This window comes from Pedobacter jamesrossensis (genome assembly GCF_042650905.1).
Lineage (GTDB): Bacteria > Bacteroidota > Bacteroidia > Sphingobacteriales > Sphingobacteriaceae > Pedobacter > Pedobacter jamesrossensis.
This window is the reverse complement of record NZ_JBHSBY010000096.1, coordinates 1-12,822: the sequence shown is the minus strand read 5'-3', so window position 1 is coordinate 12,822 and position 12,822 is coordinate 1. Positions and strand designations below refer to the sequence as shown.

The window sequence follows — 12,822 nt, the reverse complement described above, 5'->3', positions numbered from 1 at the left end:
AAATATCGATTGCTGAAACCGAAATAGCCAAGGGACAAAGACGTAAAATACAAAGCAAAAAAAAAGGGGGCCGTATCATAAAATTAAATTATGATACGGCCCCTTCATCGAAAAGGTAACCGCTATAAGCTAAGCCTTTCGCAACACTTTTGAAATTATCTCCAGAATTCATTGGTATATGAGGAAATTTACTTTTAAATAATTCTTGAATTGCCGCAACCATTGATGTTCCTCCGGTAAGGAACAAACAGTCAATATCCGTTGGATTTATGTTGTATTCGGTTAGAAACTTATCCAAATACTCACTAATTCTTTGTACGTCTTTTTCAATTACAGCATTGTACTGCGATATCGAAATCGTTTCATCGATTTCGATACCCATATTATTATAAATAAAATCGATAGATGGTTTATCTGATAATTCAATTTTAGTTTTTTCTATTGATTGGAATACAGAATACCCTAAATTGTTATCAATAAGGGTTATAAGATTCTTGAATTTTCTATCATTACCAGAGAAATAGTAATAGTCTTCGATATCTTTTTTAATTTTTTGGCCATTGAAAAAATTCATTTTATCCCACGAACAGATATTCGCAAAAAGTGATTTTGGAACATTTAAAATTTGCCCTCTTGTAGCTTCATATTGCGTGTTTTTTCCGAAAAAGGGTGTACCCTTTTCCCACATAAAAGCCGAATCAAGGCTATCTCCACCAATGTAAATACCTCCCGAAGCAATCATGTCATTTTTTCTGTCTTTACTTCCAACTTTTTCGGGGTCTAATATTAAGTAGGTGAAATCTGTTGTACCTCCACCCAAATCGGCAACCAAAACTTTCTCCTTTTTTGTGATGGTTTTCTCGTACGCAAATGCGGCTCCAATTGGCTCAAACTGAAAGCGAACATCGGTAAAGCCAGCATTTTCTGCAGCTTTTCTTAGTCTTGTTTGCGCAAGTGTGTCCTTTTGTGTGTTATCGTCATCAAAGAAAACAGGGCGACCAATAATTGCTTTTTCACAATTAGTCCCTGTAATTTTATCAGCCGTGTTCTTAAGGTCTTTTAAAATTAAGGTAACTAAATCAGAAGCATTATAGCGGCGGTTCTGAATTCTAGTTTCTGTAAATGTAGTTCTAGACAGAATTTGTTTAATTGATTTTATGAAACGACCTTTCATTCCGTCGTTTAAATACTCTTCAATAGCTTTTTCACCGACTACATAATTTTCTTCATCAGCAGATGTTAAGGCATGTTTAAAATAAATTAATGATGGAATTGAAATCGTAGAAATGATTTCTTTTTTTTCTTCATCAAATATAGATAGGGCAGAATTGGTTGTGCCAAAATCAATTCCATACAAAAATTTACTCATCGCGGTTGAAATAAAAATATCAGGTGTTTTAAATCGGGTTGCGAAAGTATAAAAAAAATAATTAAGTAGTTGTATTATTCTGCAGTATTTGAGCCTGAGTTTTTACCCATAATATCAAAGTATAGATCGCCATTTAATTGATTTATCCAAACCACAATATTTTTAAAAGGAGATTTATTTTTTATATCGCTTGGCAGTTCCTTGCAATAAGAAAAATTGTAAGGTGAGAAATTTTCTACAGTACTTGTAGAAGTTATATAAAAGTAGCCACCTTTGTTTGCCTTCCATACATACCAAAAAAGCACATCTGGTTCGTTATTATTGGCATATTTAATCTTTGTGCTATAAACTTTAAATCTTACAACATCAGGCTCCGGAATATCCTTTTTACAAGATAAAAAAAATAAACACAGCAGAGCAATAATTAAAGAGTTTTTCATGGTAGGTAATAAACATCATAACGGACTTAAAGTTTTAAAATTGTATACAAAAATAATAAATTTTGTAGCATTAATTATTCTTATTTAATGGATTTTTGAACATTCGGTTTTTGAATTAATATATTTTACAAATGTATTTGATACTTTTTTATGTTTATTTTATTGAGAATACAGACTTAATAATTATAAAGAAATTAGCTCTAATTGATTTAAAAATGCAGTTTTTTTGCTTTTATTACGTTGTATTGTGAATGTTGGGCAAAATTGCTTACTTTGTAGTGTAACAACTATGAGGTGTTATGTTGTCTTACTAAGAACAGGATACTTTGATGTGAAATGATACAACTTGAAAATATCAAGGGAAATTTTAAAAGAGATAAGGCACTTAACGCTGAACACCCGATAAGAGTCTTAATAGTTAAAGAGGCGTCGGGCTTATTGTGTATGAATTCGGGCGATTATGTGTTGTCGCCTGGTCGTGTCTTTTTTATCCCTGAGGAAGGTATAATTCGTTTAGAAGGAGAAGTTATTTCTGCCTATTGGCTAAGTTTTAGCAGTCTTTTATATTCCGAATTTTTGTTGCAACATCGAGATGTTCAATCTCGCAACTTATTCATGGCTTTATCATTTAAAGATCTGAATAGTATGCAGGCCCAAAAGGCATTTAGTTTACTCGAACAGCTTAAAAGAGAAATTATAGCTAAAAGAGATATTTCTTACCTTGCACAATATTTATCTCTACTCTTGGGTTTTTCTGCAGTTTTAAATGCCGAATTAATGGATTTATCTGTTGATGAATTACAGCAAGTTTTACGTTTTAGAGCTATTTTAGAACAGTATTTTAAAATAGAGCGTTCTACTGAATTTTATGCTTCCGGTATGGGGATGAGTTCCAGGAAGCTTAATTCATTTTTGAAAAAAGCATTTGCAAAAAATCTACCGGATTTACTATTTGCAAGACTTATTAGAGAAGCGGAAGAATTACTTATTCATACAGATTATTCAATGTCGATGATTGCAGAAATACTTGGTTTTGAGCAAGCAAATTCTTTTACAAGTAGTTTTAAACGATCTAAAGGTGTTTCTGCGGTTGAGTTTAGAAAAATAAACTAAGCTTATTTAGGTTTAGAGATAAAGCTCAAAAATGATTGGAACTGTGCTTTGTGTTTCTGTTTATCTAACTTAAAGTAGAATGCGCCTCTTCTGGAACTTGATTTATCTTTCTCGGTTTGCTTAATTAACAAGCCACTTGCAGTAATTTTTCTTATAAAATTTCGATTATCAATCGGCGAATCATAAACCTGTTCGTATAAATTTTGAAGCTGTGGAATGGTAAATTTCTTAGGCAATAATTCAAATAAGATTGGGTGTAGCGCTGCCTGATACCTGATTTTATCCATTGCAGCTTTTACCATCATATTGTGGTCAAAAATTAATTCGGGAACCTCTTTAATTTTAAACCATTCGGGATGATATTGTTCATTAATTTGTTCTTTATATTTATTGATATCGATTAGCGCAAAATAAACTACAGAAATTGTTCTTTCAATAGGATCGCGTTCGGGTTGTCCATACGCATGTAGTTGCTCTAAATATACATCATGCAAACCTGTTAATTCTAGTAAAATGCGCTTAGCAGCTCCATCTAAATCTTCATTTGTACCAATAAATCCACCCATTAAACTCCATTGATCTTTCACCGGTTCTATTGCCCTTTTAATTACCAATAGTTTTAGCTCCTCACCATCGTAGCCGAAAATTATACAATCAATGGCAACTAAAACCCGTTGTTGGTTTGCGTATTTAGATATCATTTAAAAAGCGTTTTTATAATGGGGTCATTGTAGTCTTCAATAAATCCTAAAATATTATTGTATATATTAAACTCATCAATTTTATGAGTTGTAGTTAGCACTATGCATTTCATACCGGCATTTTCGGCGCATTCAACTCCTTTGGGTGCATCTTCAAAAACAAGGCAATCTGCTGGGTTTATGTTTAAAGCTTTTGCCGATTTTAAAAAAGTTTCTGCATCGGGTTTGCTTATTTCTACATCATCGGCACTAACAATTGCACTAAAATAGTCTCTTATTTTTAAACCATCTAATACAAAATTAATATTAAAAGTTATTGCAGCAGAGCCAATAGCCATTAAAATATGGTGTTGCTTTGCTTCTTCTAAAAAAATATCAAGTCCAGCGATTAATTCGAGATTTGGAAAATAACCTTCCTGATATCGTTTCTCTTTATCAAAAGACAAGGTTTTAATTTCTTCAGCCGTAAATTTATCTTTGCCAAAAACACGTTCTAAAACTTCGTGATTTTTACCATACATTTCCTTTTTTACATCATCATAAGAAATATTAGCCCCAAGTTGTTCGTTCATGATTGTAAGCCATGCTTGTGTATGGTACTCCATATCATTAATCATGGTTCCGTTTAAGTCAAAAAGAAATGCCTTTGGTTTAAAGCTCAAATCCTGCATAGCAATAATAAAATATAAGTATTTTAAAGTTTAGTCCAAGTATAAACTAAATAAAAATAATTATCGTTACAATAACGTTAATTATTTTTCTACTTTAGCATTAACCAAATTAGATCTTCATGAAAAGAAATGTTATCCAAGGCTTATCAATAGCCACATTATGCGTAAGTACATTCTTATTCTCTTGTAATTCATCTACAGAAAAAAAAGCTACAGTAGTAAGCGATTCTGCAAGATACAGCACAGCAATTGATGGAAAAACTGTATCGCTTTTTACATTAAAAAATAAATCTGGGGCTTCGGTTTCGATTACAAATTATGGTGGAAGAATTGTTTCTCTATTAGTTCCAGATAAAGATAACAAGCTTACTGATGTTGTTTTAGGTTATGATAGCATTGGTGCTTATCGTAAAAAAGGAGAACCCTTTTTCGGTGCATTGATTGGCCGCTATGGAAACAGAATTGCTAAAGGTAAATTTACATTAAATGGCGAGCAGTATAACTTACAGATAAATGATGGACAAAATACTTTGCATGGTGGTACTGATGGGTTTTTCTCGAAAGTTTGGGAAGCAAAACAAATTGATGCACAAAAACTAGAATTAACTTACAGTTCTAAAGATGGTGAAGCTGGCTATCCAGGTAAACTTGATGTAAAAGTTATTTACACCTTAACGGTTGATAATGCTCTTAAAATTGATTACGAAGCAACTACAGATAAAGCTACCGTTGTAAACTTAACCAATCATGCCTATTTTAATTTAAATGGCGAAGGAAATAAAACCATCCTCGACCATGAACTATATATTGATGCAAAGGCATATACGCCTGTTGATTCTACACTTATCCCGACAGGAAAATTAACAGATGTTGCAGGAACAGCATTTGATTTTAATAAAGCGAAAGCAATCGGTAAAAATATAGAAGATGCAGATGAGCAGTTAAAGTTTGGTAAAGGTTACGACCATAACTTTGCTTTAAATCCTCATGATGATAAAAAGGCAATTGCAATTGTTAAAAGCCCTTTTACTGGTATTTCAATGGAGGTTTACACAACTGAACCAGGCTTACAGTTTTACAGTGGAAACTTTTTAACTGGTGTAGATAAAGATGGAAAAGGCGGAAAATCTTATCCGCATCGTTCTGCAATTTGTTTAGAAACGCAACATTTTCCAGATGCACCGAACCATCCAAATTTTGCTTCTACCGAGCTGAAACCAGGTGAGGTTTATAAAACTTCTACAACTTATAAATTCTTAAAGTAAATCGTAATTTTCTAAATTATAGAATTTAGATCCAGTATTCAGGAAAAGATTATTCTTTTCCTGAATACTAAACTTTGAAGCATATTTATTTACAAGATTAAACCAATCGACATACGGTCTGCTTAATAAAACGACTGGCCAATCGCTTCCATACATTACTCTATCAGTTCCGAAATGCTCGAAAATTACATCGAAGCAATTAAAAATTTCAATCTCTTTCCAGTTATGCCAATCTGCTTCTACCAATAAAGCAGAAAGTTTGCAGAAAACATTTGGGTTTTGAGCAAGCGTTTTTATATTAGCTGCCCATGTTTTTAAATCTTGTTTTTTAACATCTGGTTTACCGCAATGGTCTAATACAAAAGCTTGATTAGGAACGCTATCTACCAATTTTATAATATGTGGAAGCTGGTCATGATAACATAACAAATCATAAGTGTAATTATACTTTTTTAACGATTTAATTCCGTTGATAAAATCTTTGTTCAGGATGAAATCTGCATTTTCTGCCTGAAGTACGTGACGCCAACCTTTAATTTTTTTGTAAGAACTCCAATATTTAAGTCTTTCATCTAAATTTTTATGTTTTAAATCTACCCATCCAACAATGCCTTTAATAATTTCATTTTGGTCGGCAAGGGTTAAAAGGAAGTTGTTTTCTTGTTCCGACTGATTTGCCTGCACCGCAACGCAACCTGTTATTTGCAGTTCGCTGTAAGTTCTGATTAAATTTTTTGGTGAAAAATCTTTGCGAATGGCATTCATATCTTCTGTAATCCAATCGTCTTTTATTGGGTCGAAGTTCCAGAAATGTACATGCGTATCAATCATATCAATAAATTTAAAGCGTAAAAATATTTTCCGTCAGCATCCATTTTTCACCTGGTTTTGCTCCAGGTAAAGCTTTTTGGTAATTCCACATTAAGGTTTCCCACTCCTGAACTTTTACGTTTTCTAAATCGGCTTTTGCTTTAGCTTCAAAAGAAAATGAATCGTTCACATCCATAATCATGAACAACCGGATTCCGAATAAATAGATTTCCAGTTCATCAATTCCGGCAGATTTAATACTTTCTTTAATCTCTGGCCAAACTGATTTATGGTAATCTTTATAAGTTTCGATAAGCTTTTCGTCATCAATTAAATCTAGTGTGAAGCAGTATCTTTTCATTACTAATTTTCGCTGTAAGCTTTAACATTTTGTTTGCTGCTGCCTAAGCCATCAATTCCAAGTTCAACAACATCGCCAGCTTTTAAATACCAAGGCTCAGGTTTTTGCCCTAATCCAACACCTGCAGGGGTACCAGTTGTAATTACATCGCCAGGTAAAAGTGTCATAAACTGACTGATGTACGAAATCATAAAAGGAACATTAAAAATCAGGTTTGAAGTATTGCCGTCTTGTAAAGTTTTACCATTTACGGTTAACCATAAACGTAAGTTGTGCACATCGGCAATTTCATCTTGTGTAGCTATAAATGGCCCGATAGGAGCGAAAGTATCACAGCTTTTTCCTTTAACCCATTGTCCGTTTCTTTCTATCTGAAATTCGCGTTCGCTATAATCGTTATGCAAAACATAACCTGCAATATGTTCTAAAGCTTTTTCTTCTGAAACGTAACTTGCTTTTTTACCAATTACAATGGCCAATTCTACTTCCCAATCTGTTTTTTTACTGTTTTTTGGGATGATTAAATCATCATTCGGGCCAGCAATTGCCGACGTTGCTTTAAAAAATAAAATTGGTTCTGCAGGAATTGGAGCATTGGTTTCTGCTGCATGGTCTTTATAATTTAAGCCAACACAGATAATTTTCGATGGGCGGGCAAGCGCTGCACCAAGACGAACGTTTTTATCAATTTCTGGTAAGTTTGCCGTTTTTATAGCTTCACTAAGTTTTTCTAAACCATCTCCCCCAAAGAATGCTTCATTATAATCGCTAACCAGCGAAGAAACATCATAATATTTATCTTCAATAATTAAACCTGGTTTTTCTGCACCAGGTTCGCCAAATCGTATTAATTTCATGCCTTATATTGCTTTATCAAATTGCTGCCCGCCTAATGTGGTTCGCACCATTGCAGAAGTGAGCGATTACGCTTATAGTGTTTCTGATAAAGGATTGTGGTTCAATTTATATGGTGGCAATAACTTAACTACTAAATTAACTGATGGAAGTAAGGTTTCGTTGACTGAAGAGACCAACTACCCTTGGGATGGAAAGATAAAAATCAGCATGAAGGAAACTGGTAACAAAGCTTATTCAGTTTTTTTAAGAATTCCGGTTTGGACGCATGATGCAAAAATTACAATTAATGGGAAATTGGAAAATATTAAAGTTATTTCTGGAACATATGCTGAAATAAATAGAGTTTGGAAAAAAGGGGATGTGGTGGAATTAAACCTTCCAATGAATGCGACTTTAATTGAAGCAAATCCTTTGGTTGAAGAAAATAGAAATCAAATTGCAGTAAAACGGGGTCCGGTTGTGTACTGCTTAGAATCAACAGATTTGCCTGGCAAAAGTATTTTCAATGCTTTTATACCCACATCAACAAAATTTGAGGCCAAACCAATGACTATTGATGGTGCTGAAGTGATGAGCTTGGTTGGTGATGCGAAAATTGTTGAGCCGAACAATTGGAAAAATATACTTTATCGGCCAATTGATAATAAAAATACAACAACACAGATTAAACTGGTGCCTTATTTTGCCTGGGGAAATAGAGGGCATTCAGAAATGTCTGTCTGGTTGCCAGTGAGTAGGTAAACACAATGATTTATACGCTTTGTGCCTCTCAATGACGGTAAAAGAAACACCCCGGTCTGCGACCACCCCTCTGAAAGAGGGGAATGTTGGTTGCAAAAATATGTCGGGTTAGTAAACTGCGAGGGGAGTTTCCCTCTTTTAGAGGAATGCCTGAAGGTGGTGTGTGATTACAAATTAAAATGATATGAACCAAAACTAAGATGCCCTTAGACGTCTTAGGTGGTAAATTTAACATATATGAAACTAAAACTCATAATACTTTTAAACCTCGTTTTTTGCGTTATCGCATCAGCAACGGTTAAGCCTGCATCTATTTTTACCGACCACATGGTTTTGCAACAACAAAGCAAAGTGGCTATTTGGGGTTGGGCGAAACCATCTGCCAAAATAAAAATCATCACTTCGTGGAATAAAGAAAATTATTCAGTTAACACCGATAAAGATGGCAAATGGAAAGTTAAAGTTTCAACACCAGCCGCTGGCGGACCTTATGAAATTGAATTAAATGATGGCGAAAAACTTATTTTAGCAGATATTTTAATTGGAGAAGTTTGGTTTTGTGGTGGACAATCTAATATGGAAATGCCAATGAAAGGGTTTAAAAGTCAGCCGATTATAGGTTCAAATGAAGCAATTTTAAGATCATCTAATCAAAATATTAGGTTATACACCGTACCACGTTCTTCCATTGCCGAACGACAGGAGAACAGTAAACCTTCTGCGTGGAAATTAGCTTCGCCCGAAACCGTTTCTAACTTTAGTGCAACAGCTTATTACTTTGGGAAATTATTGACTGAATTGTTAAACGTTCCGGTTGGAATCATAAATGATAGTTATGGCGGTTCTACAATTGAAGCCTGGATGTCGCCTGAAGATTTAAAAGCATTTCCGGAAATCAAAATTCCATCAAAAGGTGATTCGATTAAAGAAGTGAGCCGAACACCAACCACATTATACAACGGAATGCTTTATCCGGTAATTGGCTATGGGATTAAAGGCGCAATCTGGTATCAAGGTGAGTCAAATTATGAAAGACCTGACCGTTACGAAGATTTATTTCCTGCTATGGTTTCGAGTTGGCGGAAAAACTGGGATACTGGCGAATTTCCTTTCTATTATGCGCAAATAGCGCCCTACAATTATGCACAATTGCCACCTTATCATGTTGGTGGAAAGTTCAATTCAGCATTTTTAAGAGACGCTCAACGTAAATCGTTAGGTAAAATTCCAAATTCGGGGATGGCTGTTTTGATGGATATCGGAGAAGAAAAATCTATTCATCCTGCAAATAAAAAACAAGGAGGAGAACGCTTGGCTTATCTTGCTTTAGCCCAAACTTATGGTATAAAAGGCTTTGGTGCATTAAGCCCTGCCTACGAATCGATAACTATCGATAAAAGCACGGCAAGCATCAAATTTACAAATGTGCCGAATGGAATAACCTCTTTTGGTAAAGAATTATCTTTATTTGAAATAGCTGGAGCGGATAAGAAATTTTATCCTGCCAAAGCGCTCATAAAAGGAAGCAGTGTAGCGGTTTCGGCTGAAGATGTGAAAATTCCGGTTGCCGTTCGTTATGCATTTAAAGATTTTGTAATCGGCGATTTATTTGGAAATGATGGCTTACCCGTTTCTTCTTTCCGTACTGATGATTGGGATAATTAGAAATAGCATAGCAATGATTTTAACCACAAAGACACAAAGAATACAGCGTATTTTGGCTAAGAACTTAAATGTTCTTAAATGTCTTATATCGTCAATATTTTTGCAGTTGAAGCAACCTAGTTTTTTCTTTGTGTTCTTTGTGTCTTTGTGGTTTATTCCTAAAATGCAAGCGCAAGAAAACGTTATTTGGACTTCTCAAAGCCATAATTCATCCGAATCAATGCCCGTTGGTGGCGGTGATATTGGCTTAAATGTTTGGGTAGAAAAAGGTGAAGTTTACCTTTACTTATCGCGTAGCGGAACTTTTGATGAAAACAACACCTTGCTTAAGCTTGGTCGCGTAAAACTAAAATTTAGCCCAAATCCTTTTGAAGGGGAAACCTTTAAACAAGAACTGGTTTTGAAAGATGGTTACGCCCAAATTAATGGTGCTAATACTCAAATTAAAGTTTGGGTTGATGTTTTTAATCCTGTAGTCCATTTAGATATAAAATCAACTCAGAAAATAACCACAGAGGCCAGTTACGAAAGCTGGCGTTTCGAAGACCGGATTACAAAAGGCAAAGAAAATAATCAGAATTCTTACAAATGGGCACCACAAGGCATTGTTACAACCGCAAAAGATGAAATTGCCTTTAAAAATAATGGCATTCAATTTTATCATCAGAACAAGGCAGAAACCGTTTTCGATGTTGCAGTTAAGCAACAAGGTTTGGAAGATAGAAAATCTGATTTATTTAATCCTTTAAAGAATTTAATTTTCGGTGGTTCTATGCAAGGAAAGAATATGATTCCATCTGGTAATTACGCTGGAACTTATTTAAATACACCATTTCAGGCTTGGAAATTGAAAAGTAAATCCCCGAGCTTAAATCAAGAAATTACTATTGCACTAAACACAAGTAGAACTGAAATCTCGAATTGGGAAAAAGAATTGTATTCGATAAATCGCAGTTCAAACCAAAAAGCAAGTATTAAATGGTGGAATGATTACTGGAATAGGAGTTTCATTTATATTAATTCGAAAGATGAGCGAGCCAATCAATCATCAAGAAACTACCAACTGTTTCGGTATATGCTGGGTTGCAATGCCTTTGGCAAATACCCAACTAAATTCAACGGTGGATTATTTACCTTCGACCCACAACTTACGGATTCGACATTAAAATATTCACCTGATTTTAGGAATTGGGGCGGTGGAACACACACCGCTCAAAATCAGCGTTTGGTTTATTGGCCAATGCTAAAAAGTGGCGATTTCGATATGATGAAACCGCAGTTCGATTTTTATCTGGATTTATTGAAGAATGCTGAAATTAGAACGGAATCAGCTTGGGGACATAAAGGCGCAAGCTTTACCGAGCAATTAGAAAACTTTGGCTTGCCAAATCCGGCTGAATATGGTTGGAAACGCCCCGCAAACTTTAACAAAGGCATGGAGTATAATGCCTGGCTGGAATACGAGTGGGATACGGTTTTGGAGTTTTGTATGATGATTCTGGAAACCGAACGATACGATAATCGAAACATCGAAAAGTATCTTCCATTAATAGAGAGTTCGCTCAATTTCTTCAAAGAGCACTACACTTATTTAGCCAAACAACGCGGTGCTAAAACTTTAGATGCTGATGGTCATTTGGTTTTATATCCTGGTTCTGGAGCTGAAACCTATAAAATGGCTTACAATTCTACTTCGACGATTGCAGCACTGAAAACAGTCATAGAAAGATTGATTGAACAACCAAATTTAGCGGAAAATAAGAAAATGGAATGGAAAGCGATGCTAAAAACCATTCCTGAAATCAGTTTTAGAAATTTTGATGCTCATACAACCATTGCACCAGCCAAACTTTGGGAACGCATTAACAATACCGAAAGTCCTCAGTTGTATCCGGTTTATCCCTGGGGAATTTACGGAGTTGGAAAACTCGGTTTAGATACTGCAATAAATACTTTTAAATACGATAAAGATGTGCTTAAATTTAGAAGCCATGTTGGATGGAAACAAGATAATATTTTCGCTGCCAGATTAGGGTTAACTGAAGAGGCGGCTAATCTAACGACCGAAAAACTTAAAGATTCAGATAGAAGATTTCCGGCGTTTTGGGGTCCAGGATTTGATTGGACACCCGACCATAATTGGGGCGGTTCTGGTATGATTGGTTTGCAGGAAATGCTGATGCAGGTTGATGGAAAAAAGATTTATTTGTTCCCGGCATGGCCAAAAGGTTGGGATGTTCATTTCAAATTATATGCGCCATACCAAACCACCGTTGAAGTAGAATTAAAAAACGGAAAAATAGAAAGTTTAAAAGTGCTACCAGCATCCAGGAAAGCTGATGTGTTGAATATGATTAAATAAATTAACCACAGATAAAAAGGATAAACACGGATTTAATATTGCAATAATCTGTGTTTATCTGTGAAAATCTGTGGCAAAAATAAACGTGTATTATGGATTTACAATTAAAAGAAAAAGTTATCATTATTACTGGTGCTGCAAAAGGCATCGGAAGAGCAATTGCAGAAGTATTTGCTAATGAAAATGCAATTGCTGTTATTGTAGGAAGAAAAGCAGAAGATAACCAGAAAGTGGTTGATGCGATTGCAGAAAATGGCGGACAAGCAGCGCAATTTGTTGCTGAATTATCAAACCCAAAAGATTGTGAAAAAGTAGTTGCCGAGATAGTAGCTAAATTTGGTAGGATAGATGGTTTAGTAAATAGTCGACCCTTAAAAACCACATAACTATTTGATTTACAGTTATTTAAAATTATATTTGGCATAATTTTTGCATTAAAATATGCAAGAAATGAGTATTTTCGTTT

Annotated in this window: 13 protein-coding genes; 6 read left to right on the top strand and 7 right to left on the bottom strand. The window is 34.7% G+C overall.

The annotated features are described in order from the left end of the window. Window positions 1–88: 88 nt before the first annotated feature. Window positions 89–1,369, bottom strand: coding sequence for an Hsp70 family protein (locus ACFOUY_RS10030; protein WP_378960391.1), 1,281 nt, complete (start codon window positions 1,367–1,369; stop codon window positions 89–91). Between the two features lie 74 nt (window positions 1,370–1,443). Continuing rightward, complete coding sequence (locus ACFOUY_RS10025; protein ID WP_378960390.1) at window positions 1,444–1,809, bottom strand: hypothetical protein; 366 nt, start codon at window positions 1,807–1,809, stop codon at window positions 1,444–1,446. 336 nt (window positions 1,810–2,145) lie between these two features. Between ACFOUY_RS10025 and ACFOUY_RS10020 the strand changes: the two genes are divergently transcribed. Further along, the gene (locus ACFOUY_RS10020) at window positions 2,146–2,922 is read left to right on the top strand and encodes an AraC family transcriptional regulator (protein ID WP_378960389.1); all 777 of its coding nucleotides are present in this window, start codon (window positions 2,146–2,148) and stop codon (window positions 2,920–2,922) included. Between the two features lie 2 nt (window positions 2,923–2,924). On the opposite strand, the gene ACFOUY_RS10015 is transcribed toward ACFOUY_RS10020, so the two are convergent. Beyond that, window positions 2,925–3,623, bottom strand: a complete 699-nt coding sequence (locus ACFOUY_RS10015) for an NUDIX hydrolase (RefSeq protein WP_378960387.1) — start codon at window positions 3,621–3,623, stop codon at window positions 2,925–2,927. Next, window positions 3,620–4,294 carry an HAD family hydrolase gene (locus tag ACFOUY_RS10010; RefSeq protein ID WP_378960386.1) on the bottom strand — a complete coding sequence of 225 codons (675 nt, stop codon included), beginning with the start codon at window positions 4,292–4,294 and terminating at the stop codon, window positions 3,620–3,622. The genes ACFOUY_RS10015 and ACFOUY_RS10010 overlap by 4 nt, the downstream gene beginning before the upstream one ends. A 119-nt stretch (window positions 4,295–4,413) precedes the next feature. Here ACFOUY_RS10010 and ACFOUY_RS10005 point away from each other — a divergent pair, with 119 nt between their 5' ends. Beyond that, on the top strand, window positions 4,414–5,559 hold the full coding sequence (locus ACFOUY_RS10005; protein ID WP_378960385.1) for an aldose epimerase family protein: 1,146 nt from the start codon (window positions 4,414–4,416) through the stop codon (window positions 5,557–5,559). On the opposite strand, the gene ACFOUY_RS10000 is transcribed toward ACFOUY_RS10005, so the two are convergent. Genes ACFOUY_RS10000 through ACFOUY_RS09990 form a run of 3 tightly spaced genes read right to left on the bottom strand, consistent with a single transcriptional unit; the run spans window position 5,551 to window position 7,587 of the window. Continuing rightward, on the bottom strand, window positions 5,551–6,390 hold the full coding sequence (locus ACFOUY_RS10000) for an amidohydrolase family protein (protein ID WP_378960384.1): 840 nt from the start codon (window positions 6,388–6,390) through the stop codon (window positions 5,551–5,553). The two genes, ACFOUY_RS10005 and ACFOUY_RS10000, sit on opposite strands and share 9 nt — an antisense overlap. A gap of 10 nt (window positions 6,391–6,400) precedes the next feature. Then, window positions 6,401–6,730 (bottom strand): L-rhamnose mutarotase, encoded by a 330-nt coding sequence (locus tag ACFOUY_RS09995; protein WP_378960383.1) that lies wholly within the window; start codon window positions 6,728–6,730, stop codon window positions 6,401–6,403. A 2-nt stretch (window positions 6,731–6,732) separates the two neighbouring features. Continuing rightward, window positions 6,733–7,587, bottom strand: a complete 855-nt coding sequence (locus ACFOUY_RS09990; RefSeq protein WP_378960381.1) for a fumarylacetoacetate hydrolase family protein — start codon at window positions 7,585–7,587, stop codon at window positions 6,733–6,735. On the opposite strand from ACFOUY_RS09990, the gene ACFOUY_RS09985 reads away from it, so the two are divergent. The 4 genes from ACFOUY_RS09985 to ACFOUY_RS09970 all read left to right on the top strand — a co-directional run bounded on the left by ACFOUY_RS09985 (window position 7,586) and on the right by ACFOUY_RS09970 (window position 12,742). After that, entirely contained in the window at window positions 7,586–8,329 is a 744-nt protein-coding gene (locus ACFOUY_RS09985) for a hypothetical protein (RefSeq protein ID WP_378960379.1), read from the top strand. The genes ACFOUY_RS09990 and ACFOUY_RS09985 overlap by 2 nt on opposite strands. 237 nt (window positions 8,330–8,566) lie before the next feature. Then, window positions 8,567–9,994 carry a sialate O-acetylesterase gene (locus ACFOUY_RS09980; protein WP_378960378.1) on the top strand — a complete coding sequence of 476 codons (1,428 nt, stop codon included), beginning with the start codon at window positions 8,567–8,569 and terminating at the stop codon, window positions 9,992–9,994. A gap of 163 nt (window positions 9,995–10,157) precedes the next feature. Continuing rightward, the gene (locus ACFOUY_RS09975) at window positions 10,158–12,356 is read left to right on the top strand and encodes a DUF5703 domain-containing protein (protein WP_378960376.1); all 2,199 of its coding nucleotides are present in this window, start codon (window positions 10,158–10,160) and stop codon (window positions 12,354–12,356) included. 92 nt (window positions 12,357–12,448) lie between these two features. Continuing rightward, the gene (locus ACFOUY_RS09970; RefSeq protein ID WP_378960375.1) at window positions 12,449–12,742 is read left to right on the top strand and encodes an SDR family NAD(P)-dependent oxidoreductase; all 294 of its coding nucleotides are present in this window, start codon (window positions 12,449–12,451) and stop codon (window positions 12,740–12,742) included. Window positions 12,743–12,822 lie beyond the last annotated feature (80 nt).